Source organism: Sphingobacterium detergens (assembly GCF_003610355.1).
GTDB classification, from domain to species: Bacteria; Bacteroidota; Bacteroidia; order Sphingobacteriales; family Sphingobacteriaceae; genus Sphingobacterium; species Sphingobacterium detergens.
On sequence record NZ_RAPY01000001.1, the window covers coordinates 1,857,700 to 1,882,725 of the forward strand.

The 25,026-nt window shown below is 39.6% G+C and carries 23 protein-coding genes; 15 read left to right on the top strand and 8 right to left on the bottom strand.

Going from position 1 to position 25,026, the window contains the following annotated elements; all coding sequences use genetic code 11:
- Positions 1 to 137 precede the first annotated feature (137 nt).
- From DFQ12_RS08190 to DFQ12_RS28080, 6 genes are all read left to right on the top strand, one after another.
- Positions 138 to 1,019, top strand: coding sequence for a LiaF transmembrane domain-containing protein (locus tag DFQ12_RS08190; protein WP_244211696.1), 882 nt, complete (start codon positions 138 to 140; stop codon positions 1,017 to 1,019).
- A gap of 3 nt (positions 1,020 to 1,022) precedes the next feature.
- Positions 1,023 to 2,069: a sensor histidine kinase gene (locus DFQ12_RS08195; protein WP_120258457.1), complete on the top strand. Its 1,047-nt coding sequence runs from the start codon at positions 1,023 to 1,025 to the stop codon at positions 2,067 to 2,069.
- On the top strand, positions 2,062 to 2,802 hold the full coding sequence (locus DFQ12_RS08200) for a LytR/AlgR family response regulator transcription factor (protein WP_120258458.1): 741 nt from the start codon (positions 2,062 to 2,064) through the stop codon (positions 2,800 to 2,802). The genes DFQ12_RS08195 and DFQ12_RS08200 overlap by 8 nt, the downstream gene beginning before the upstream one ends.
- A 31-nt stretch (positions 2,803 to 2,833) precedes the next feature.
- Positions 2,834 to 4,276 carry a serine hydrolase domain-containing protein gene (locus DFQ12_RS08205; protein WP_167457210.1) on the top strand — a complete coding sequence of 481 codons (1,443 nt, stop codon included), beginning with the start codon at positions 2,834 to 2,836 and terminating at the stop codon, positions 4,274 to 4,276.
- A 315-nt stretch (positions 4,277 to 4,591) separates the two neighbouring features.
- The gene (locus DFQ12_RS08210) at positions 4,592 to 5,566 is read left to right on the top strand and encodes a 2-hydroxyacid dehydrogenase (protein WP_120258460.1); all 975 of its coding nucleotides are present in this window, start codon (positions 4,592 to 4,594) and stop codon (positions 5,564 to 5,566) included.
- Positions 5,563 to 5,715, top strand: coding sequence for a hypothetical protein (locus tag DFQ12_RS28080; protein ID WP_167457211.1), 153 nt, complete (start codon positions 5,563 to 5,565; stop codon positions 5,713 to 5,715). Before DFQ12_RS08210 ends, DFQ12_RS28080 begins: the two co-directional genes overlap by 4 nt.
- On the opposite strand, the gene DFQ12_RS08215 is transcribed toward DFQ12_RS28080, so the two are convergent.
- Positions 5,712 to 6,578: a mechanosensitive ion channel family protein gene (locus DFQ12_RS08215; protein ID WP_120258461.1), complete on the bottom strand. Its 867-nt coding sequence runs from the start codon at positions 6,576 to 6,578 to the stop codon at positions 5,712 to 5,714. The two genes, DFQ12_RS28080 and DFQ12_RS08215, sit on opposite strands and share 4 nt — an antisense overlap.
- A 147-nt stretch (positions 6,579 to 6,725) precedes the next feature.
- Between DFQ12_RS08215 and DFQ12_RS08220 the strand changes: the two genes are divergently transcribed.
- The 6 genes from DFQ12_RS08220 (at position 6,726) to DFQ12_RS08245 (ending at position 12,373) form a co-directional block, all read left to right on the top strand.
- Entirely contained in the window at positions 6,726 to 7,592 is an 867-nt protein-coding gene (locus tag DFQ12_RS08220; protein WP_120258462.1) for a helix-turn-helix domain-containing protein, read from the top strand.
- A gap of 2 nt (positions 7,593 to 7,594) precedes the next feature.
- Positions 7,595 to 8,020 (top strand): DUF983 domain-containing protein, encoded by a 426-nt coding sequence (locus tag DFQ12_RS08225; protein ID WP_120258463.1) that lies wholly within the window; start codon positions 7,595 to 7,597, stop codon positions 8,018 to 8,020.
- Between the two features lie 26 nt (positions 8,021 to 8,046).
- Positions 8,047 to 9,225, top strand: a complete 1,179-nt coding sequence (locus DFQ12_RS08230; RefSeq protein ID WP_120258464.1) for a cysteine desulfurase family protein — start codon at positions 8,047 to 8,049, stop codon at positions 9,223 to 9,225.
- Positions 9,226 to 9,305: 80 nt separating this feature from the next.
- Positions 9,306 to 9,632 (top strand): HesB/IscA family protein, encoded by a 327-nt coding sequence (locus tag DFQ12_RS08235; RefSeq protein ID WP_120258465.1) that lies wholly within the window; start codon positions 9,306 to 9,308, stop codon positions 9,630 to 9,632.
- A gap of 291 nt (positions 9,633 to 9,923) precedes the next feature.
- Positions 9,924 to 10,931: an aspartate--ammonia ligase gene (gene asnA, locus DFQ12_RS08240; protein ID WP_120259273.1), complete on the top strand. Its 1,008-nt coding sequence runs from the start codon at positions 9,924 to 9,926 to the stop codon at positions 10,929 to 10,931.
- 137 nt (positions 10,932 to 11,068) lie between these two features.
- Positions 11,069 to 12,373 (top strand): DEAD/DEAH box helicase, encoded by a 1,305-nt coding sequence (locus DFQ12_RS08245; protein WP_120258466.1) that lies wholly within the window; start codon positions 11,069 to 11,071, stop codon positions 12,371 to 12,373.
- An 85-nt stretch (positions 12,374 to 12,458) separates the two neighbouring features.
- On the opposite strand, the gene DFQ12_RS08250 is transcribed toward DFQ12_RS08245, so the two are convergent.
- From DFQ12_RS08250 to DFQ12_RS08265, 4 genes are all read right to left on the bottom strand, one after another.
- Complete coding sequence (locus DFQ12_RS08250) at positions 12,459 to 13,187, bottom strand: menaquinone biosynthetic enzyme MqnA/MqnD family protein (protein ID WP_120258467.1); 729 nt, start codon at positions 13,185 to 13,187, stop codon at positions 12,459 to 12,461.
- The gene (locus tag DFQ12_RS08255; RefSeq protein ID WP_120258468.1) at positions 13,180 to 13,806 is read right to left on the bottom strand and encodes a histidine phosphatase family protein; all 627 of its coding nucleotides are present in this window, start codon (positions 13,804 to 13,806) and stop codon (positions 13,180 to 13,182) included. Before DFQ12_RS08255 ends, DFQ12_RS08250 begins: the two co-directional genes overlap by 8 nt.
- Positions 13,807 to 13,823: 17 nt before the next feature.
- Positions 13,824 to 15,023 (bottom strand): aminofutalosine synthase MqnE, encoded by a 1,200-nt coding sequence (mqnE, locus tag DFQ12_RS08260; protein ID WP_120258469.1) that lies wholly within the window; start codon positions 15,021 to 15,023, stop codon positions 13,824 to 13,826.
- A 133-nt stretch (positions 15,024 to 15,156) separates the two neighbouring features.
- Complete coding sequence (locus DFQ12_RS08265) at positions 15,157 to 16,980, bottom strand: ABC transporter ATP-binding protein (protein ID WP_120258470.1); 1,824 nt, start codon at positions 16,978 to 16,980, stop codon at positions 15,157 to 15,159.
- A 270-nt stretch (positions 16,981 to 17,250) separates the two neighbouring features.
- On the opposite strand from DFQ12_RS08265, the gene DFQ12_RS08270 reads away from it, so the two are divergent.
- Both DFQ12_RS08270 and DFQ12_RS08275 read left to right on the top strand, forming a co-directional pair.
- Positions 17,251 to 18,411, top strand: coding sequence for a pyridoxal phosphate-dependent aminotransferase (locus tag DFQ12_RS08270; RefSeq protein ID WP_120258471.1), 1,161 nt, complete (start codon positions 17,251 to 17,253; stop codon positions 18,409 to 18,411).
- Positions 18,412 to 18,494: 83 nt separating this feature from the next.
- The gene (locus tag DFQ12_RS08275; protein ID WP_120258472.1) at positions 18,495 to 19,376 is read left to right on the top strand and encodes a prephenate dehydrogenase; all 882 of its coding nucleotides are present in this window, start codon (positions 18,495 to 18,497) and stop codon (positions 19,374 to 19,376) included.
- A gap of 166 nt (positions 19,377 to 19,542) precedes the next feature.
- On the opposite strand, the gene DFQ12_RS08280 is transcribed toward DFQ12_RS08275, so the two are convergent.
- The 3 genes from DFQ12_RS08280 to DFQ12_RS08290 all read right to left on the bottom strand — a co-directional run bounded on the left by DFQ12_RS08280 (position 19,543) and on the right by DFQ12_RS08290 (position 23,898).
- Positions 19,543 to 20,739, bottom strand: coding sequence for a tetratricopeptide repeat protein (locus tag DFQ12_RS08280; protein WP_120258473.1), 1,197 nt, complete (start codon positions 20,737 to 20,739; stop codon positions 19,543 to 19,545).
- 72 nt (positions 20,740 to 20,811) lie between these two features.
- Positions 20,812 to 21,195: a hypothetical protein gene (locus DFQ12_RS08285; RefSeq protein WP_120258474.1), complete on the bottom strand. Its 384-nt coding sequence runs from the start codon at positions 21,193 to 21,195 to the stop codon at positions 20,812 to 20,814.
- 102 nt (positions 21,196 to 21,297) lie between these two features.
- Positions 21,298 to 23,898, bottom strand: coding sequence for a TonB-dependent receptor (locus DFQ12_RS08290; RefSeq protein WP_120258475.1), 2,601 nt, complete (start codon positions 23,896 to 23,898; stop codon positions 21,298 to 21,300).
- 408 nt (positions 23,899 to 24,306) lie between these two features.
- On the opposite strand from DFQ12_RS08290, the gene DFQ12_RS08295 reads away from it, so the two are divergent.
- Positions 24,307 to 24,933 carry a Crp/Fnr family transcriptional regulator gene (locus DFQ12_RS08295; protein ID WP_120258476.1) on the top strand — a complete coding sequence of 209 codons (627 nt, stop codon included), beginning with the start codon at positions 24,307 to 24,309 and terminating at the stop codon, positions 24,931 to 24,933.
- The last annotated feature ends 93 nt before the right edge of the window (positions 24,934 to 25,026 follow it).

Below are 25,026 nucleotides of genomic sequence, written 5' to 3' on the forward strand. Positions count from 1 at the left end.
GCCGATAAAAATTAAACAACAAGATTTTTTACCGACGAAATCAGTACATTTACCGAAAATATAAGTTGTATTACCTAAAGCGAATATGCATAGTTTATTTGTGCCTCTATCTTTGAGTCATAAATAGTAAAAACATTATGGAAAAAGAACCTATCATACCAAACAGCAATAACAGCCGCAATATCGTGGGGGCCATTGTCATCATCGTAGGTATATTCTTATTATTGAATAACCTGAATTTAGGAGACTGGTTTCCGGACTGGTTATTTAGCTGGCCGACAATATTGATCATTATTGGTTTAGTGATTGGCGTAAACTCTCAATTTCAGAAAAAATCGGCAATCATCTTATTGATTATCGGTGGTGCCAGCCTGATTTCCCGAATGATGCGTACGGACTTTGGATCAGTAACCGTCCCTATTATCATCATTTCGCTTGGGATTTATTTTATCATGAGTAAACGGAAACCGCCGATGGTTCCGCCTACCTACCCTAATCCGCCACAGAATCCTTACGATTGGGATAAACGTGTCAATAGTCCAACAGATACTCCGGCGGACGCCACAGCACCCGATGCCGAGGCAAAACCTTTTAACGAACAATACGGATCAAGCCAACAAGCCTCGCCTAACGCGCAGGCTTTTGGCAACAAAGAGAATAGTTCATTTCATCAGTCTTTTGAGGACAGCCTTAATCTGAATACGATTTTTGCAGGCCAAAAGAAAGTCATTTATTCCAAGCAATTTAGAGGTGGAAATTTGACCAACGTCTTCGGAAGTATTGAATTGGATCTAACAAAGGCAGATATCCAACAGCCTATTGTCATCGATACATTTCAGTTATTTGGCAGCGCACGTATTATTATCCCACCACATTGGACAGTATTCAGCAATGTAGCATCCATTTTAGGATCTGTCGATGACCGAAGATTTCAGACGATATACAACCCTGACACCGACAAAAAGATCTATATCACTGGTACATGTATATTGGGCAATTTAACGATAAAGAATGCTTAATAGATGAAAAACAAACTGTCCCTCAGTGTTAAAAGTCGATTAATAGGCATTATTTGTATATCCGTATTTATCGGATATCTTGCATTACAATATTTACTGATGCTACGTTCAGGATTTGATTCCGAACTGGCATTTAAAGATTCATTGATCAATAGTGCTGTGATGATGTTTTGCTGCTATGGCATGTCCTCTGCGTTAAATTTCTACACACCACAACCCCGCGAGATATGGAAGGTGCTGATTATAGGCTTGATTATGGCCACGATCAGTACAGGGTTGAGCCGTTTTTTAATGAGCTATTTTATTCAGCCCAACTTTATCACGCTACTGGATTTAACACTACCATTTCGTGGTATCGTTAACTTCCTTATCCTCACTTCTGTTGCTATTATCAATATTGTCTGGAATATCCAGGAAGATAATATCAATAACATCAAACGGAAACAAGAGTCCGAAAATCTGCTTCGCGAGGCGGAACTCTATAATCTACGGCAGCAGCTGCAGCCACACTTTTTATTTAACAGCTTAAATTCGATCATCGCTCTAATTGGCGCGAATCCGGATGAAGCACGTAATATGACATTTCAACTATCTGATTTTTTACGGGGTACAATGAGAAAGGAAAACAATCAGATTATCACACTGGAAGAAGAACTGGACCATCTACAACTTTATCTTGATATTGAAAAGGTACGCTTTGGTCATCGTCTGAATACTTCCATCTCCTCCTCGGAGGAAATATTTAGTAATAAATTGCCAGCAATGATCATCCAGCCTCTGGTAGAGAATGCCATTAAGCATGGATTGTACAATATAACCGACCAAGTCGAAATACAAATTAAATGCACCTCAAATGAGGGACAACTTCTGATTCAAATTACCAATCCATTTGATGTCGAGGAGCAATCGAGTCCTAAAAAAGGTACCGGATTTGGCCTTTCCAGTATTCAACGCAGATTATATCTTTTATATGGAAGAAATGATCTTATGGAGACCCAGATTCAGGACAATATATTTACTAGCACCCTAAAAATACCTCAATATGATTAAAGTCGTTATCATTGATGATGAACCCTTAGCACGCTCCATTATTGCGGGCTATTTAAAAAATGAAGCTGATGTAACCATTATGGCTGAGTGTGGAGATGGTTTTGAAGGCGTTAAAGCGATCCAGATACATGAACCTGATCTGGTTTTTTTGGATGTCCAAATGCCTAAATTGACTGGTTTTGAAATGCTCGAGCTGGTGGACAACCCTCCTGCCGTTATTTTCACCACAGCATTTGACGAATATGCGTTAAAGGCCTTTGAAAAGAATGCACTGGATTATCTGCTAAAACCGGTCTCCCCGACACGTTTCAAAAAAGCATTGGAAAAGTTTAGATCCAGCTATTCTGCACCCGAAAAGAAAGCCCAACCTAACTATGAGGTCCTCGCTGCACAAGACGAAACAAAGATCGACCGTATCGTTGTCAAAACAGGTACACAAATCAAAATAATCCCTATAGATACAGTCAAATACCTGGAGTCTTATGATGACTACGTAAAAATTCATACCAAAGATGGCATGTACCTCAAAAATAAGACCATGGCATTTTTTGAAAAATCCCTAGATCCAAATCAGTTTGTACGTATCCATCGTTCGTTTATCATCAAAGTTGATCAATTAGCTAAATTGGAGCCCTATGAAAAGGACTCTTATATTGCTGCACTGATCTCTGGTGAGAAGCTCAATATCAGTAAATCAGGCTATGCCCGATTAAAACAATTGATTGGAATTTAAACATTCCGTAGATTTGTGCCTAACAATGGTTATGAAACATTTTTTTACAGCAATATTGTTGGGCATCACATCTTACTCCTTTGCTCAGACAAATCAAGCGGAACAGATCAACAAAGGAGTTTACAATCGATTGGAATTTTTCATCAATTCCCAGATGACAGACTCTGCCTATAATCTAGCGAGCGACTCCTATAAACAACAATATAGTCTTCCAAAGTTTACACAGATGCTGCGGCAGATCTACCCTTTGGGAAGGATCAAAAGTTCGGATATCACTAATTTCGAAAAAGGTACAGCAACCTATCGTCTGGATTTTGATAATCAGGCTTATGAAGTGTTGTTTGCGACAGATTCGACACTCAAGTTTAACACCCTACACTTTAGTCAGCTGAACGAACCTACAGCGGACAAAAATATCGCTGAGAAACCTATTGAGACGACGGTCACTTCAAAAGCTGTCGACAAAGAGGATTTTTTCATCGATTCTGTTGCCAATTCTTACTTAAAACAACAAAACACACAGTCGCTTGCGATAGGTATTATTAAAAATGGGCAGTCGAAAACCTATTTTTACGGCGAGACTGCAAAAGGTAACCAAACATTACCGACAAAAACCTCGCCCTATGAAATTGGTTCACTCAGCAAAGTCTTTACAGCGATCCTATTATCAAATCTTGTTGAGGAAGGAACAATTACCTTGGACCAACCTATATCATTATTCCTTCCAGATACACTGAAAAAGAATGCGGACCTGGCGAAGATAACTTTTCAAATGTTAGCCAACCATACTTCGGGATTTCCACGACTTCCCGACAATTTTGATAAAGTAAAGGGATATAATGAAAACGATCCTTACAAAGGATACGATAAAAAAGCACTCTATAGTTATTTATCCAGTTTCAAAAACAAAAAAACACCGGGCGAGGAATACGAGTACAGCAACTTGGGTTATGCCATATTAGGTGATATCATCTGTAGTATCTACAAAAAGCCTTATGAACAGATTGTTCGTGAAATCATCTTCAAACCACTCGATATGAATAATACCTTTCAGGTATTAGACCCTAAAAGAAAAGATACTTTTAAAGTATACAATAAAGAAGGGCAAGAAGTAACTCCTTGGTCTTTTGACACTTTTAGTGCTGCTGGTGGATTAAAATCAACCGTGGAAGATCTGCTTAAATTTGTAAATGCACAGTTTAAGATGCCACAGAGCCCACTAGAGAATGCGATGGCCAACACGAAATTATTTACTTTCTTTCTCCCTCCTGATACGGACTTGGGATTGGCATGGCACATGAACCTACTTGATGATCTTACTTTTTATTGGCACAATGGTGGCACAGCAGGAAGCAGTTCCTACCTCGCCTTGTCTCCTGATAAAAAAAGTGCTGTTATCATCTTGTCCAATACTGCAATCTCTGTCGATGATAAAGGGAAAAGCATTTTGGACAATCTACTTCACACAAAATAAGATCTTCGTGCCTTTTACAGCAACCGCGATGAAAATTCACTGCAGGTTGTTTCAGGCAAATAAACCGCGTGTAGTAAGCGCATTGGTACCGTAAAGAAAGCATACGAATCAATAAAAAAGCTCTTCAAAAAGAAAGCAAAATACTATTATCAGAGCTATATCGAAACAACGATATAGCTTTTTTTGTTGTTATAAAAAGGGTTAATTTTTTGTTGTTACACAAGCTGTTAACCATTAACTTTGATTAACAGCCCAAATAAACTGGGCACTCATAATTTTATTTTACAACAGGCTCCACGACAGCGTTACATTTACATGAAGATATTTATCACGAAACGAATCCCACAAAAAGGTATTGACCTATTAACGGCTGCCGGACATGAGGTAGTAATACATGACTCTGCTACCCCACTATCCCCTACCGAACTTATCCAGGCAGGACAACAGGTCGATTATGTATTAAATGGTGGTATGCAAAAGTTTGACGAAGAATTTTTCCAAAACTGCCCCAATCTTAAAGCGTTATCCCTTATGAGTGTAGGTTATGATAACGTTGACATCCCTGCAGCAACGAAATATAGTATCCCTGTGAGCAATACACCAGGAGTTCTTTCTGGCGCTACAGCTGATGTTGCTTTTCTATTGATGTTGGCCGTTTCCAGGAAAGCTTTCTTCAACCACAAGCAGATTTTGCAAGGCCAATGGAAAGGTTTCGACCCTACAGCGCATCTGGGTATCGAACTCAACAATAAAACATTGGGTATCTATGGGCTTGGACGGATCGGTCTTGAATTTGCCCGCAAAGCAAGGGCCGCCTATAATATGGAAATCATTTATTATAACCGTGGGCGGAACTTGGAAGCCGAACGGATCTTGGGAGCGAGATATGTTAATTTTGATGATCTGCTAACCCAAAGTGATGTGCTTTCCATTCACGCTGCACTCACAGCGGAGACATCCAATAGGTTTAATCGGGATACATTTAAGCGCATGAAAAACTCCGCGATTCTGGTCAACACGGCACGTGGCGGATTAGTGCAGGAGGAAGACCTCGCCAATGCTTTACGCACAGGAGAATTATGGGGAGCGGGACTCGATGTCACAAACCCTGAACCCATGGCTGCAGATAACCCACTACTGAATCTTGAAAATGTCTGCATTCTACCTCATATCGGATCCGCAACTGTGGAAACCAGAGACAATATGGCTCTAATGGCAGCAAGCAATTTATTGGCAGCGATCAAAGGTGAAAAGATGCCACAAACTATCAATCCAGAAGTCTATAAATGAAACGATATTTCTTTCAGTTCCTGAATAAGCTCAATAAAGCCATCCTTCCCAAATATGGGAAGCAGGATCCCCTTAAACTAAAAAAGTACCAGCAGGCTATATTAGCCTACCGGTACTTTATACTTATTCGTGCCCTGGCAGATGATTAAGCGTCTGCTTTGGCCGGACTTCCCTGATCATTTGCATTAGGGACAATACTAATCTGTGTTGGATTCGGAGCTACACTCATATCGTTTCGTTCTAATTCCAACATAATTTTTTCCTGCATAGAATTTCTTGCTGGCCAGTAATGTTCCCGTTTGGTCCATGCGCGCACCGTCAATACAATTGCGCTGTTTCCCAACTCTTTGACAAACACCGTCGGTTCAGGTGTTGTTAGCACATTTTCATTGGAGCGAAGCACTCTGAGAATGATCTCTTTTGCATCTTTTATATTTTTGTCATAAGATATGCTCACCGTGTATTCAAACATCCGTTGAACGATTTTTGTATAATTCTTGATCACCGAATTAGCTAATGGACCATTCGGACTAAAGATCCGTACGCCATCGTCACCAATCAATGTTGAATATAATATATCAATGCGCTCGACAGTTCCGGCCGTACCATTCGCACTTGAGATATAGTCACCGACCTCAAAAGGTCTAAACATCAGGATCAACACCCCACCGGCAAAGTTACTTAGACTTCCCTGAAGTGCCATACCTACAGCCAAACCAAAGGCAGACAATGCCGCTATAAAGGAGGTGGTCTGTATACCAATCTGACTGGCAACGGTCAATAGCAACATCACCCACATCACAATCCTCACAATACTCGAGATAAATGCACGTATTGAAGGATCAACATTTCTCTTCTCAAAACGCTTGTGCAATAATCGGTTAACCAGATCGATAACATATTTACCAATAATCAATAAAATAATACCACCTATAATACTTGGTATTGAATCAATGACGATATCGGTCAATCGTCCAAATCTAGTCCCTAGACTATTTAAATTACTTTCCATGTTTATTAAATATATTTCAACGCTTTTTGGAACAAGGATTGTTCCAACATCCCCACTTAGTATTCAAAATATTAAAATCGTTGAAAAGTACCACAAAAGACCAAATTAACACCACTATAAAAAGAATATTTGAGCTAACTTTGTAATATGAATAGAAAAAACACCATTCCCATTATAGATAGTTGCAGTCTCGACCTCAACAATAAAACAACTATCCATATTGATGACTTAAGTGATTACGTCATCAAGCACAGTAATATGGTGTTTCCTCACAAGCACAATTTTTTTCATTTTGTATTATTTACGAAAGGTTCAGGTGATCACATCATCGATTTCAATCATTATAAAATTAAACCCTTTCAAATCTACTTCATGGTACCTGGTCAAGTGCATACCTGGAATTTTGTTGGCGATGAGGGGGGCTATGTCGTCAATTTTTCGGTGGACTATTTCCAATCGTTTTTATTACGTACAGATTATCTGGAGCGTTTCAGTTTTTTACAAGGTAAAATTGAGCACTTAATTTTTGAACTGGAGGGGCCTTGCCGCGCTCAGGCGACGAATATTCTGGACGAGATCTTATCGGCTAAGTCCAGCGGTCTATCCGAAGATTATATCCGTACACTGCTGCTCCAATTTCTACTATATGTCTCCATTTGTTCTGAAAAAGAACAAAAAGACGGAAGCAACCCCTATAATCATAAAATATTCAATAGCTTTCAACAATTGGTTGAACAACAGTTTAAATCTACCAAATTACCGAGTGTATATGCGGATCAACTATTTATCACCCCAAATCACTTGAATGCGATCTGTAAATCCTATATCGGCCAGTCCGCTGGAGAGATCATCCGCAACCGGATTGTCCTGGAAGCAAAGCGACTGTTAATTAATCGAAATTTAAATATCACTGAAATTGCAAATGAATTGCAATTTAAGGACAACTCTTATTTCACCAAATTTTTTAAAAAATCCACTGATCTCACACCCGAGGAGTTCAGAAAACAACTATAACTATGGAAGAAGTTAAATACGAATTATCGGAATTCAAAGCTGCATGGCAAGCAAAATGTCCAAGATGTAGAGTCGGCCATGTATATAAAGGCCCTGCCTATGGTCTAAAGGTTCAAAAGATGAATAGTCATTGTGAATATTGCGGTCTCCGTTATGAGCGCGAACCGGGTTATTTCTATGGTGCCATGTATGTCACCTATGCATTTGCCATCGCAGAGATGGTGACGGCCTGTATGGCAACTTACATCCTTACCGGAAATGACTCATCCTTCATTCTTTATGCAACTGTTGCTATATTAAGCGTTGTGTTGATGTCTCCCTTCAATTACAGATATTCACGCGTGATTTTGATGTATTGGTTGACACCGGGACTACGCTATGATCCCAATGTCAAAAAGAAGGAAGTTGATGTGAAAGCTTCTGCATAAACACCATTATCCTTATCTTTATGCTGATGAAGGATACCATATATTTGGACAATAATGCAACCACCCGAATTTTGGATGAAGTATGGCAGGAGATGACCCCTTATTTCATCCAAAATTATGCAAATGCATCCAGTGTTTATCACCAGATGGGTAGAGCAGCAAATGCAGCGGTTCAACAGAGCAGAGCGCAAGTCGCCGCAGCTTTAAATTGTACACCAAGGGAAATTTTTTTCAATTCCGGAGCTACCGAAAGCATCAATACCGTACTGCAGGGTGTATTTGATAAATACCGGTCTCAAGGAAATCATATCATTACAGCCACTACAGAGCATAAAGCAGTATTAAGCTGCTGTGAACAACTGACCAAACAAGGGGCTCAAATCACCTATCTTCCTGTTGACAGTCAGGGGCACATAGCCTTGGATGATCTTAAAAATGCCATTACCGCCAAAACCATATTAATCTGTCTGATGGCGGCGAATAATGAGACTGGCGTACTGACTGAGATTGAACAGGTGGCCTCCATCTGCCATAAAGAAGATATTCTACTTTTTTGCGACGCCACACAAGCCATCGGAAAAGTTGCGATCGACCTCCAGCGACTTCCTATTGATCTTTTATGCCTAAGTGCACATAAAATTCATGGTCCAAAAGGAATTGGTGCACTTTATATCCGTCGCAAATCAAAGCCCATTCAGCTTACTTCATTAATTTTAGGGGGTGGTCAGGAGAATGGTTTTCGGGGTGGCACCTACAATGTTCCGGCCATCGTCGGCTTTGGAAAGGCGATCTCCATGCTAAGCCCACAAGCCTATAGCAACGTTCGAGCATATCGGGATCTATTGGAAGCCGAGCTAGCTGATATTCCTGAAATTATTATACATGGGCAAAATACTCCCCGATTACCTACGACAAGCTATATCAGTTTCAAACATGTGCTCGCAAGCGAGATTATGACCGCTTGCCCTAGCTTGGCCCTGTCTTCGGGCTCCGCCTGTGTTACCGGATCAAGGGAACCCTCACATGTACTGCTCGCCATGGGTATAACCAAAGAAGATGCGCTTTCGGCAATCAGATTTAGCCTAAGTATATTGACCACAGGTGAAGAAATCATACAATGCGCACAATTGATTAAAGAAGCTGTACAAAAAATAAGAGAGCAATCACCCATATGGCAACTTTATAAGGCCGGTTTGATCAGTTAATTTATGACATTCTAAAAACTTAAGAGCAGGCGAAATATAGCGAGATTGTATGTATCTTTGTTGTAGACAAAGATACAACTATGATTACAGTTACTGATAAAGCAAAAACTCGTATCGAGGCAATCATGAAGGATGAGCAATATGACGGCAATTACTTTGTGCGTGTTGCTGTAGAAAGTGGTGGTTGCTCAGGCTTAAGCTATAAACTGAATTTCGATAATGAGGAAAAAAAGGGAGACCAGTTTTTCGAAGATAAAGGAGTTAAAATCTGTTTGGATATCAAATCATTCCTCTATTTAGCGGGAACAGAACTTGATTACTCCGATGGGTTGGACGGAAAAGGATTTGAATTTCATAATCCAAATGCAAGCCGTACATGTGCCTGTGGCGAGAGCTTCTCGGTATAACCGGATCCCATTCCATAGAACAAAAAAAGCCCTGAAAATTATTTCAGGGCTTTTTTTGTTCTGTCGGGCGCGTTTAGTTGCACCGACAAATTAATAGTTTAATAATTACATATTGACCTATTCGCTTTTTCTTGTAATATTTATATTTTTTCAACATTTTAATAGATAAATATCAAAAATAACAACAAAACATATTAGCAAATGATATTTTCATATTTTTGTATCAAATAACTGAATAAGAAAAATGATGCTATGTACAACGATCCGTACATAGCTTTTCAATTGACTCATATGGAGGGAAGAAAACTTTTAAATACCGAAGTTGCTATCAGCTTCGTTAAAGATACATTTGTCCAAGAATTAAAAAACAAGTTAAATCTGATTCCAATTTCGTCGCCACTGGTGGTCTTGGACGGCACAGGATTAAACGATGATCTGAATGGCATCGAGCGCCCTGTTTCCTTTCCGATCAAATCTTTAAATGAAAAACGGGCAGTCGTGGTTCATTCATTGGCAAAATGGAAAAGAGTACGCTTAAAAGAGCTTGAAATGTTACCGGGTGAAGGTATTGTCACAGACATGAAAGCCCTTCGTCCGGACGAAGATTACACGCCTATACATTCCATTTATGTGGATCAATGGGACTGGGAAAAAGTAATCGGAAAAGATCAGCGTAATTTGGTTCTCCTAAAAGATACGGTACTCAATATATACGAATCACTTCGATTTACAGAATTACAGGTGGAGCGTAAATACCCACAGATAAAAGCGATCCTTCCGGAGACCATTACATTTATCTCCTCGGAAGAGTTATTGCAAAAATACCCCGACTTAAGTGCCAAAGAACGAGAAAATGCCATCACAAAAGAACACGGTGCGGTATTTCTGTACGGTATCGGTGGTGCACTCAGCAATGGAGTAGCACATGATGGTCGAGCGGCAGATTACGACGATTGGAGTACTACAAATGAAGCTGGCTACAATGGTTTAAATGGTGATATCCTTGTTTGGAATCCAATTTTAAATTCAGCATTCGAACTTTCATCCATGGGTATCCGTGTCGACAAAACAGCGTTAGCCCATCAGATGGAAATCAGAAATTGCAGCGAAAAGTCCAAACTGACATTTCACAGCATGCTTCTTAACGATGAATTACCTGAATCTATGGGCGGTGGTATCGGTCAGTCTCGTGTCTGTATGTTTATGCTTAAGAAACAGCATATCGGCGAAGTGCAGGTCAGTATCTGGGAAGAAGATAAAAAACAAGCTTTGCGCGAAGAAGGTATTGATATACTCTAAAACAATACCATTAAAGTATAATACATTGGATCATTAAAAAGCATTCTTTGCTATAAAGTCCACTATAAAAATCTGACAAAGGTAATCCATCTGAAAGAGGTGGGTTACCTTTTCGTTTTAATTAGTACTTTTGTGCTATGCAGCTAGAAGCTATTTTAAACAAATTAGGTATTTCATCCCTGAATGAAATGCAACAAAAGGTATTGGACACCTACCAACAAGACAAAGATCTCATCTTGCTCTCCCCTACAGGATCAGGAAAAACCTTAGCCTTTTCATTATTAATACTACAACAGCTAAAAGATATCCCGCGTGAAGTACAGGTTCTGGTTTTAGTCCCTACCCGTGAACTCGCCTTACAGATCGAGCAAGTCATCCGGAAACTGACAACAGGATACAAAGTGACCTGCGCTTATGGCGGACATAGCACACGTATCGAAAAAAACGCATTCAAAGATGCTCCATCTATTCTTATTGGTACCCCCGGTCGAATAAAACAGCATCTTGAAGAGGGAAATTTTGATCCGACCCAAATCCATACCCTCATACTGGATGAATTTGACAAGTCCCTGGAACTTGGCTTTCATCAGCAAATGGATTTTATCATTCGGCACATGCCAAAAATTAAGTCACGCATATTGACCTCTGCAACAACAATGGAGACCATTCCGGCTTTTACGCAGATTCAGGATCCCGTTACTGTTGATTTCCTAAAAGATGCAAACAATATCCCGCGGATCACGATAAAAAAAGTAGTTGCCACCAGTCAAAAGAAACTAGAAGCGCTTTTAAAACTTATCTGCAAGATCGGTACAAAAAAAATGATTATTTTTTGCAACCATCGTGATGCTGTCGACCATATCAGCGACCTATTGGACAATCGTAATATCATTCATGACATCTTTCATGGTGGTCTGGAGCAGCAGGACCGAGAATTGGCACTGCTAAAATTCAGGAACCACTCCAACAATGTCTTGATTACGACAGACCTTGCTGCTCGGGGATTGGATATTCCTGAAGTGGATGCAATCATTCACTATCAGCTTCCACATAAAGAAGATGATTTTACACACCGCAATGGACGAACAGCGCGTATGCAGGCAAAAGGTGACGTATATGTCATCTTAAAACCTGAAGAAAATTATCCTTACATTTTGGAAGATACGGCAGAAGAGGAGTTCCCGGACTTCTATGACCTGCCCGAAAATTCGCCTTTCGCTACACTCTATGTTAGCGCGGGAAGGAAGGATAAGGTCAACAAAATTGACATTGTTGGCTTTCTGTTAAATCTGGATGGCATCGAAAAAGACGATATCGGAATTATCGAAGTCAAAGACAAAATTGCTTATGTTGCTGTCAAACGTAAACTGGCTTTAGCGATCATCAATGCCGCTAACGGTCAGAAAGTCAAAGGCCGGAAAGTAAAAGTCGGAAGAACATAGAAAGCATAACAAGGTATATTTACATATAAAAAAAGAGGTTTGTTAAACAAACCTCTTTTTTTGTAGCGCATTGCGCTTTATTTGATTAATCCAAATCTTTTAAATAGCCCAGATAACGTTGTACAGCTTCCCGTTTTTGATCTGTTAGATGAAAATCAAGATGTGCCGTTAAATATTTTGTATAGTCAAACCCTTCAAATTCGGGCAGTCCCGCAATGACATCGGTCGCATGGGCTACACCATAAGCGAGGGCATCATTGAAATCTTTCACAAATGATTCAGGCAACTTTTTATTGCTTACCCACAGGGCAAACGCAAACGGCAACCCTGTAAAATCAAACCATTCCTTCCCCAAGTCATAGACATAGGGTACAGTATTCTTTTTACCGAAAGTACGGTCACCGATCAGGACATAAGCATCCGGCTCCACACTGTCGTCTGTAATCAGCTGAACCTCGCGTTTCCAGTAATTCTTTAACAGCACACGGGCAAGGCCATTAGAAGTACGCGATTGCTTATCCAGTCTAAGGGTCTCCACTTCTGTAATGGGCTTATTGGAAAAAATAAACACCGAATCAACAGCACCTTCAGTTCCAATACAAAAATCCGTATTGATATAATATTCAGGAAGACTGAGTAGTGCGGCAGTCGGGATAATTCCCATATCTGCCTCGTCATCTATTACTTTTTGTGCGCAGGCACTTGGATAATCGACACTGAGATCAATCTGATCCATTACCTTTGATTTGCGTATTCCGTTCAAAAACGGATATGTGTTTGTATATGATACGGCTGAAACTCTAATTTTATTCATTCATCAATGCTTCTAAGTGGTCTGTATTATAATGGTCTATAATTTCAAATTGACCATTATTGTACAGCAATTTATATAAAGCAGTATTTGTGTGAGGAAAATCATCCATATATCGGGCATCAATACCAGTCATCAGGCAAAGCATGATGCGTAGGGCACGACCATGCATGCAAACAAGGATATTTTCTTCATTTGCTTGGGCCAGCATATGATCCAATGCAACCTGTTGGCGTTCCATTAATGCGTTGGGAGACTCTCCATTTTCAATACTGACATCCAATTCTCCGTTGCGCCATGCAGCGACCAATTGTTCAAAACCAGACAACAATTCAGGAGTCTGCTCTTTCCCTTCGTAGATTCCCCAGCTAATTTCATCCAACCCGACAAGCTGTTCCCAGGGCAAATTCTGGTCAATAAAGCCTTGTACCGTCTGATGGGTCCGTAATAAAGTCGAGGAGTATACCTTGTCAAAAGGCACTGTATTGTACCGTTCAAAGAAAGCCTGAGCCTGGGCCATGCCTGTTTCATTTAATGGAGAATCAACTCCTCTCCCCTGCACTATGCCTTTTAGATTTAGATCAGTCTGTCCGTGTCGTATAAAATAAAATGTCTTTTTCAAAATGAATATGATCTAGTTTATGGGTTCACAACAGGTAGTGCGTAATAATTTTTCTTTTTGGTATCCTCTTCAAAGACAACATCATTATAGTCAGTCACCACGTTATACAATGTGTCGCGTTCAATGGGATGACGGCCTACCTTTTTAATCAATTCCACAACCTCTTGAGTTGTCATTCCCGGTTTTTGCTCTTCCGCACCAGCCATACTGTATATTTTGGTCGTATCGTCCAAAGTACCATCAATATCATCCACACCAAAAGCCAGGGACAATTGCGCTGTATCTCTTGATATCATTGCCCAATAGGCTTTGATATGATCAAAATTATCCATATAGATCCGTGCGATCGCATAATTTCTTAAATCTTCGATAACAGAAACCTCAGGGATATGTGACATCTGGTTCTCTTTATTCCGAAATTTCAATGGAATAAAAGTCTGGAAGCCGCCCGTTTTATCCTGAAGTTGTCGCAAACGTTCCATATGGTCTACCCGATGCCAAAATTGTTCAATATGACCGTATAACATCGTCGCATTTGTATGCATACCCAGACGATGAGCTTGCTCGTGAATATCTAACCATTGCTCAGCTGTACACTTATCATGCGCAATCTGCTCTCGGATTTCCGGATGAAAGATTTCAGCGCCACCACCGGGCATTGAGTCGAGTCCACAAGACTGCAAATATTTCAGTCCGTCATAGTGGCTCAACTTTGCTTTCTTGAAAATATAATAATATTCTACTGGCGTGAGTCCCTTAATATGTAATTCGGGTCGATGTGCTTTACATCTTTTAAAGAAGTCTGCATAAAATTCGAGATTTTGCTTTGGCACAACCCCACCTGTAATATGCACTTCGGTAACGGCTTCATTGTCATATTTCTTCACGATATCCATCATGCCATCGACTTCCATTTCCCAACCTTCGGCGCGCTCTTTGATCAGTCTGGAATAGGAACAGAATTTGCAGTCATATACACAGACATTCGTAGGCTCAATGTGAAAATTACGGTTAAAGAAGGTGTGATCTCCATGACGTTTCTCACGGATATAATTGGCGAGAACACCAAGATAGCCTAATTCACCTTTTTCGTATAAAAGAACTCCTTCATCAAAAGTGATACGCTCCTCTCGCAAAACTTTCTCGGCTATATTTCTTAATTCAACGTCTAAATGTTTATCATTGATCAAGAAATTTAATTTATCTATTGCGTTCATTAATGTATCTCCTATCTTAAACAAATGTACCTAAAAGGCGACAAAAGTTATAATAAAATGTGATAACACTCATTCAGGATTGCGTCATGTTTAGTCCTCGAAAGACAAATAAAACTTTCCTAAAACGACATGCTTAGTCGGTAAATTGCTGCATCTCAATTAACTTCTTATATAAGCCATTATGCTGTAGCAATTCACTATGGCTACCTGTTTCAACAATTTTCCCAGCTTCGATGACCACAATCTTATCGGCATTTTGAATGGTGCTCAAACGATGCGCAATCACGACTGTCGTCCGATTATCCATCAATTTATAGAGGGAATCTTGTACTAGTTTTTCGGATTCGGTATCCAGGGCCGAAGTGGCCTCATCGAGCAGCATAATCGGTGGGTTTTTCAATACCGCCCGTGCAATACAGATCCGCTGACGCTGCCCACCCGACAATTTACCGCCACGATCACCAATATTGGTTTGGTACCCCTGATCTGTCTTTAGAATAAACTCATGTGCATTGGCTATTTTTGCTGCTGCTTCGATTTCTTCCTGACTAGCGGCTAGATTGGCAAATGCGATATTATTGAAAATAGTATCATTAAATAAAATGGATTCCTGATTGACCACCCCGATCATACTCCGTAAAGAATCTTGATCCAGATCCCTTAGATCTATACCGTCAAAAAGGATCTGTCCGTCAGTGACATCCATAAATCGTGGGATGAGATCCACCAATGTTGATTTCCCGCCACCTGAAGGGCCAACCAAAGCTACTACTTTTCCTTTTTCAATCTCAAGGTCTATCCCCTGAAGAATCTTCTTATCTTTTGTATAAGCGAAATTTACATCTTTGAAAACAATACGTTGCTCAAAGCTTTCGACCTTTTTCGCATTCGGTTTGTCGGTCACCTCACTGCGTTCATCAACTAATTCCAACACCCGTTCTCCTGCTGCAAGACCATTATGAATACCACTAAAAGCATCTGTCAATGCTTTTGCAGGGCGCATAACCTGCGAGAAAATGGCTATGTAAGCGATAAACGCTGGCGCTGTCAAACTTTTATCTCCAGATAGCACCAAATGCCCGCCATACAACAAAATAATAGCGACCATCATCACCCCAAGCAGCTCCGAAACAGGAGAACCCAATTGTTGTCTCTTCGCCATTGCCCGACCAATATTGGCATATCGTTCGTTCTCATTATGAAATCTATTTTTGATAAAAGAGACTGCATTAAAGGCTTTGATGATTTTGATACCGGATAATGCTTCATCCAGATAGGATATCATATTTCCATAGGATTCCTGAGCTGAACGCGCCTGGCTTTTTAAATTTTTTACAATTCGTGCTATAAAAAATGCTGAAATCGGAATAACCAACAAAGAAAAGAAAGTCAGCTTGGCCGAGATATTAAACAACATCACAATATAGGCGATCAGCTGCAAAGGTTCTTTGAATACGACCTGTAAAGTACCCGTAACGGAATACTGTACAACCTGTACATCGGAAGCAACCTTGGAAACGATATCTCCTTTCCGCTGTCCCGTAAAATAACCGACATGCAGATCCATCACATTGTCAAAGACTGCCCTGCGCAGTTTCAACAAGGTGTGAATACGAAAATTTTCCATAATCCGCTGGCAGAAATAACGGAAAAGATTACTGATAAATACGGAGATTACGATAACAATACAAACGTACTTTAATGCCCCATAAGCACCAAGCTGGTTATTTGCTACATTCGCATAGTAATTAAACCAAGCCAAAATATCCGTATAAGTCTCGGGTTTTACAACTTCAGTGACAGATTTACCGGAATTAAAAAGTGTGTGGAGTAATGGAGCGAGTAATGCTAAATTTAAAGTGCTAAAAACAACCGTAATCAAGGTGCAGATTACATACGGAATCGCAAATTTCTCAATGGGTTTAGCAAATGATAAGAGCCTAAAATATGTTTTCATTTATTTTGAACTAAGACAAATTAATTTGATACAAAAAAATAATTTGTCGACCTCTCCTCTTCCATTAAAATTCTATTAAGCGAGGAAATTGAACAAAAATAACAAATTAATCAAGAAAAGCACTCATACAGTTCTATTCAATAAAATTCCCAAGGGTCAGTGTGAAACGATGAACGTGCTATTCATTTGAAAAAAAGACAAAAATAGCTACTTTTTATAGATAATTCCCTAATTTAGCTTCATTCAAATACCAAAATTATTAAAAATAAAATGCAAATAGACGTTGCCAAAAGATTGCAGCAAACTGAAGAATACTACTTCTCGAAAAAACTAAGGGAAATAGATGAGCTTAACAAACAGGGTGCACGTGTAATCAATCTAGGAATTGGAAGTCCTGACTTACCCCCTCACCCGGAGGTAATAGCGACATTGAATACGAATGCCCAACTTCCAAATGTACATGGCTATCAAAATTACAAAGGAGCTCCAGCTTTAAGACAGGCTGTTGCCGATTGGTATCAACGCTATTATCAGGCCACTTTTAATCCCAACACGGAAATCTTACCACTGATTGGATCGAAAGAAGGTATCGTTCATATTTGCATGACCTACCTACAAGAAGGAGACAAGGCTTTAATCCCCAATCCCGGCTACCCGGCCTATGCTGCGGCCGTAAGGTTGAGTGGAGCGGAGTCGATCACCTATAAGCTTACGCAGGAAAAAAATTGGCTGATTGACTTTGATGAACTTCGGAAACAGGATCTGTCAAACGTCAAGTTAATGTGGATCAATTATCCGCACATGCCTACGGGAGCGTCTGCATCGGATGCTTTTTATAAAGAACTGATTGAATTTGCAAAGGAATTCAATATTCTTATCTGTCATGACAATCCCTATAGTTTTATCCTGACGGACAAACCACGTAGTATCATGAGCGTGGAAGGCGCAAAAGAGGTCGCGATAGAACTAAATTCATTGAGCAAATCATCCAATATGGCTGGTTGGAGAGTCGGAGCATTGGTTGGTAGCGAAGAGCGTATTAACCAGGTGTTACGTTTTAAAAGCAATATGGATTCCGGGATGTTTTTGCCTGTTCAATTGGCGGCGGCAAAAGCCTTACAACTGGAAGCTTCATGGTATAAGGATCTTAATAAAATTTATGCAGATAGACGTCTTAAAGTCTATGAAATCATGAACTTACTGGGCTGTTCATACCAAAAAGATCAAGTTGGTTTATTTGTATGGGCTCAAATCCCGAATTCCTATAAGGATGGTTATGCGCTTAGCGATGCTGTCTTGGACAAAGCACGCGTGTTTATCACACCGGGAGGGATTTTTGGAGATGGAGGGAATCAGTATATCCGCATCAGTCTCTGTGCGACAGTAGAAGTTCTTGAAGAATCCATCCAACGTATTAAGGATAATTTCTAGACACATTTTTCAAAATTAACATTTCAATCAAATGAAGTATCCGCGGTTACAGCAGACAAATAAATATAATCCGGATATCTCATATGGGCTTTGAAAGACAAACACGAATAAATAATTATTCACATATGAATATTGCCATCGTAGGCGTAGGCTTAATTGGCGGCTCAGTTGCCATCCGCTTAAAAGAAACAAAATTCTGCAGTAAGATCATTGGTGTAGATAAAAGCGAAAAAAATCTTGACAAAGCCAAGCAGATAGGCTTTATCGACGAAGCAATGACTTTGGAAGAAGCAATAAAAACCTGTAAGGTACTGATATTGACTATTCCCGTTGATGCGATTTTGCAGGTTGTTCCTCAGATCCTTGATCAGGTGACAGACCAGGTCGTTATTGACATGGGATCTACTAAGACAAACATACTAAACAAAATCAAAGATCACTCCAATAGAGGTCGTTATATTGCAGCTCACCCGATGGCCGGTACAGAATATTCTGGTCCCGAAGCTGCGGTAGCAGGTTTATTCAAGGGGAAGATGATGGTTTATGTTGAGGCCTTTAGAACGGATGAAGATGCATTCGAAGTTACTGATGCGATCACAGATCAACTGGAGATGCGCACCTGCTTCATGAATGCGGACGAACACGATGTGCATACAGCCTATGTTTCGCATATCTCCCACCTTACTTCATTCGCACTAGCATTGACAGTATTGGAAAAGGAGAAATCGCAGGGACGTATATTTGAGCTGGCAGGATCAGGTTTTGAATCTACAGTCCGTTTGGCTAAAAGTTCACCCGATATGTGGACACCTATCTTCAAACAGAATCGTGAAAATGTACTGGAAGTCTTGGAAGAACATATCAAACAATTGCAATCCTTGCATGATTCAATCGCCAGCGAAGATTATGACAAGTTGCACAAACTCATCAAACGTTCCAATAAAATTAAACGTATCATTAAGTAGGGTCTGAACTGGGTTAACGTAGAACAATCACAGGCTCCCGTGGGAGCTTAACTAAAAATAGAAACGGGGCTATCCAAATTCGTATAGCTCCGTTTCTATTTAATTGTATTCATGCTCCCCGCAGTCTCTATTCAATTCTCCTGGGGAAGCTTTTCTTTTTATGGTTTTATTCGTCTTCCAATTCATTAAACTTATCTAAATCGAGCTTAGCCCCCACTGCATCACCGAGCTTTTCTTTGATAGCAGCACGATAAGAATATAAGTCCGAATAATAAGGATTCAAGTCAATAGCTGTGGAATAATCTACCAATGCGCCATGCATGTCCTCCAGTTTTTCCTTGAGATCTGCCCGCAAAGAATACACATAAAAGTCATCAGGATTCAGTTCGACCAAACGGTCGAAATCAGACAATGCCTCAGGTAGACAGCCCAGACGTTCCAATAAGGAAGCCCGTTCTTCATACACAATAGATGAGTTGCTGTCATTTTCTTCCGCTTTCGCATAATCGTTAAGTGCTTTTTCGGAATAGCGGTAAGATTCAAACACCTTAGCACGGAATACATAGGCAGCAGTTTGATTTTCATCCAGCTCGATCGCCTGATTAAAATCATTTAAAGCCAACTCAAAGCAGGTCAATTTTAGATAGAGACTTCCTCTGAAAACAAAGAGGTTACTATCTCCTGTTGTATTTTTATTGATGGCCGAGGTATACAATTCGATCGCCTTCAGATAATCATAACAATGGACGTATTCAAGTCCTAATGAATTCAGCTCGTCCATACTGAGTTCTTTGGGTGTAGATTCCAGCTCTTGAATAACCAGATTTTCGGCTTCAAAATAGCTCAATTCGGCCTGATTTTCCTGCCATTCCAATACACTGTGATAATTAAAATCCAATCTTTTGGCAATCTGGTAATCATAAAATGCGCCCTCATCTTCGCCAATCAAGCGATAGACCAAGCATCGGCTTGCGTAAAAATAAGGTTCCTCTTTAAAGTATTCAATTGCCCTACTATAAACAGCGATTGCTTCTTCGTAGGCTTTTATCTTAAAATAATAGAGTCCAAGGTAACTGTATGCCAGCGCACTGTTTGACAACGCGATGACCTCCTCCAGGACTTGCACAGGATCGTTATCAGCAATAATCCCCATCGAAAAGCCGTTTAACAGGAGCTTGATGTCTTCTTGTTGGATGTGATCAAACTCATCCGGGGAAAAGGGAATGATATCCGTTGGAAAAAAAGACGAAATTGGCAAAAAAGAAAATTTAGCAAGCAATACAGGTGAGGGAAGTTTAAAATCCGCTGCTGTAACAGCATCGCCCCGAAGGGTAACAGATAGATTTGATATCATTAGCTTCATACCCAAAACTAAGCTAAATTTCAATACAAAAGAAATTTAACCGCCTCGCTTTCCTACTTAAATAGAAACGATTTAATTCAGTTCACCGGTCAAATAGAGATATTTGTACCGAACGATATCCCTCGAATTCGTAAATCTGACTAGCTTTTCACGTTTAAAGACATAATTAGAAACCTTATCTTCCATTAAACGTAAGAACTCAACAAACTCCGCGAAAAAGCTTTGGCGTTCACCGGCTGTGAACTGACTATTTCTTACAATCCAAAAAAACTGGTCTTCATTGACATGAAAAGACACTTCATTTTTCTTCTCTTTTCGAAAAATAAAAATCGGGTCATTTTCTTGGTTAATAAATAAAGCAAAACCGGTATTTCCACCATCCAGGTTTACCACAAAAGCGGAAAAATAAACGGTACCTATCTGTAAATTTTCCAGACAAATTAATTTATGCAACATCAGGTTGGCAGTTAGATCACCTAAAAGTATTAAGTTTTTATTAAAAAACAAAAAAAGACCCACAATAATGTGAGTCTTTTTAATACTAAATAGGGTATCTTATTAGAATGTGAATTTCACTGAAGCGTTCCAGGTTCTTCCTAGACCGATCAATACTGTGTTAGAGGTATTGATTCCATTCCAATATTCATTCGTCTCGCCGGCCTTCGTGTTTTCAAAAATATTTGTAGTCGCCTCAGAAATATAGAACTTGTTCAATAAGTTATTGATGTTAAATCTAAAACTTATTGCGTTTTTATCACTGATATCTATTTTATAAGAAACACCTGCATCAACAAGTTGGTAGGAAGGCAATTCTAATACTTTGCCCTGACCAGCTTGTCTTGAAGAATACAAACGATCGTAAGATCTCCAGTCTCCATCAACAGATAAACCTCTTGTGATAAAATACTTGGCACCTAAACCATAGGTTGTTTGCGCAGCATCCCCAACTTGACCACCAGTTAAATCGACCTTTTCGGTTGCCAATTCTACCCGGTTTTCGTTACGGACAATTGAAACTGATTCGCCATCATATTTCCAATCACCGATAGACGCAAAACCTTTAACAGTAAATCCTCTGAACGGACGAGCAGCAAAATCCAACTCTACCCCTTTGTGGTTTTGTTTTACACCATAATTTGAGAAATAAAGATAATCTCCCTCTACTAAGATGTTCGGATCATTGGTTGGATTATACTTTGCAACATCTGCTTTTGAAGCGTTTCTTGAGTTACCAGTCACTCTATTTTCCCATGTTGTCTTATAAGCATTCACATTCACATCAATATATCTTGACATAAATTTATACCCTAATTCAAGACCTAAGATCTTCTCGTTCTCCGCATAAGGGTTCACGTCATTTCTATAGTTCATGAAGATATTGTTCTGATAAGGCTGACGTGAATAGTAACCAGCATTAGCAAAAAGACTATGTTTGCCTAAGGTATAGCTTACACCTCCTTTGGTGTTATATCCAAAATTATTAACATTTTCCGATTTTGAGTTCTCGGGTTTCTCTAAATAATATTCTCTACGGCTATTTTGCTGTTGCGAAACTGATCCTTGGAAAAACGCTGTAAAACCATTTTTAGCATATTCCAATTGACCAAATAAGCCGCCGTAACGGATCATTTGCTCATAATCCCATGCTAATCTATTTTCTGTTGATTTCGGTTGGCTTGAAAATGCCTTCCATGGATTGGTTGAATAAGTTTCTGTAATAAAGACATTATTGCCCAAGTTTACGTTACCTACGTTGGCAATTGATGACTGACCCAACATATCCGTTACCTGACGATAGTGCTCACCTTTATAATCACGCAAATCGAATCCAACATTGAAATTTAAATTCTCATTTAATTTACGGTTATAGTTAGAAACGATACCATACCACTGGTGATTGTTTACATCAGCTGCTAGGTAAGGGCCTTTATTGAATTTATCTGTTCTCTTGGTTTGACCACCACCACTCGCTACTGAAGCATAAACAACGGTAGATAATGAAGATTTATCATCAATAGTCCAGTCCCAGTTGAAATTGGCTACCGGTTTATGGTAGTAATTTTTACGGTAGTTAACTTCGGTACCATTAACTGTCTCGACATTACTATTGTATCTTCTTCCATTTTTCAAGTAGTTGTCCAATGTTGAAGTGAAACCTTGATTATGCCATTGTGGAGCACCAGTAACCATTAAGTTAAAGTTATGCTTATCGCTCGCTTTATAACCCACAGACAAGAAATAATTTTGTCCCTGCCCTTGCGTACCATTCACATATCCATCACCGGACCAATGCGTAAACATTGCTGAAACAGCAAAACCGTTTTTCATCATTCCAGTACTATAGCCTACAGTTCCTTTCATCAACATATCATTACCGACTGTCGTCCGCACAAAACCGCCTTCTTTCATATCTGTGGACTTGGTTACAAAGTTGATTGTTCCCCCTACAGATGAAATCGCTAGTTTGGAAGAACCCAAACCACGTTGGATCTGTACCAAAGAAGCAATATCTGTAAGGCCAGACCAGTTAGACCAATATACACGGCCATTATCCATTCCATTCACCGGCTGACCATTCAATAAAAATGCTGTATTGGATTGGTCAAAACCACGTGTAGTCATTGAAGATTCACCAAAACCTTTCGCCTGCCCTGTAATGTAAACTGATGGCGTATTCGCCAAAGTTGACGTGATATCTTGCGCACCTACTTTTTCTTCAATTTCAAGTCTATTAATCGTTGAAACTGCGATAGGCGTTTTTCTACCAGCGGCAATATCAATAACACCATGACCAACAACAACAACCTCATCTAAATCCGTTGAAGTACCCTCCGAAAACGTCGGATTAATATTCAACGATTCGCCCGATTTCAACATGATGTTTTCAATGACAACTGGTTTTTCACCAATGTAGGTCACTTCAACTTTGTAGGGACCTCCCTCTTGAAGATTTGAAATTTGAAATTTTCCTTGAGCATCAGCTGAGCCGCTTACAACTTGTCCACTTGGGATGTGGGTGATTTTAATGGTTGCTCCTTTAACTGTTTGTCCAGTAGCCTCTTTTACAACTCCTGAAACCGAACTAGTATTTGCCGTTTGTGCATGAACCGCGCCATAGCTAGCAAAAACAAGTGCAAAAAAAAGTAAAGACTTTTTCATCTTAGATGTGATTGTTTTGTTTTTTGTGCCGCAAAATTAGGAATTGATTGTCTTTTTAACTAATTTTAACACTAGCACAACTGTAAACAGTCCGTTTATATTAACTTCAAATTTTAATCTTCCATAGATTAAGCTTGATTTTAAAATCAAAACAGCAAGTCAAAATTAAGCCCGTTAATAGGAATACAACAAAAACATTGTTTTAATGGAAATATATCAAAAGTAGTCAGAATAAAATTTTGTCTCCTTTGAATAAGTCAACACATTCTTTTATTTTCGTTTTTTATCCGGATATCTACCTGAGACATCCTTTATTATTACAGCGGAGCATAAGGTCTTAGCGTTTTTTAATCAAACACAGCATCCCTTAAGATCAAAATGGCTATATTTAAGTACAAATAAAAAACTATGTTGTCCATTGAACAAGCTTACGCAGGTGTTCTTGAACCTGCATTGATTGAAGAAATTATAAAGAATGCTCGCATCAAAACTTTCCGTGAAGGCGATCTCATCATCGATACCGATCAATACATCAGCGCAATGCCCTTATTGTTAGCGGGAGCGATCAAAGTCGTCCGCGAGGATGAAGCCAGAGGAGAACTCTTACTCTATTATCTTGAACAGGGACAGACCTGTACTATGTCTATCGCCTGTTGTCTGGGAAATAAAAAAAGTGAAATTCGGGCTCGGGCTGAAAAGGATACAACCGTAGCCATGATCCCCAATGAACAGGTCAATGAATGGATGGGAAAGTACCCTTCCTGGCGGAATTTCATTATATCGAGTTATGCCAGCCGGATGAATGAAATGCTCCAGGCTGTAGATAATCTTGCATTCTCCAATATGGAAGAACGTATCCTCAATTACCTAAAAGCTAAAGTAAATCTTACCAACGACCGGATTCTAACCCTCACCCATCAAGATATTGCATCCGATCTGAACACTTCCCGTGTTGTCGTCTCCCGGATCTTAAAAAAATTGGAAAATGAAGATAAGATTGTACTGCTCAGGAATGAGATCAGAGTATTGATTTAACAGCAGAAATAAATTCATATCAAACGGATATGGAGCTTATACTATCGAATTTAAATACCTCCTATTGTTGTCCTAGCTTTACGCCCTATAGAT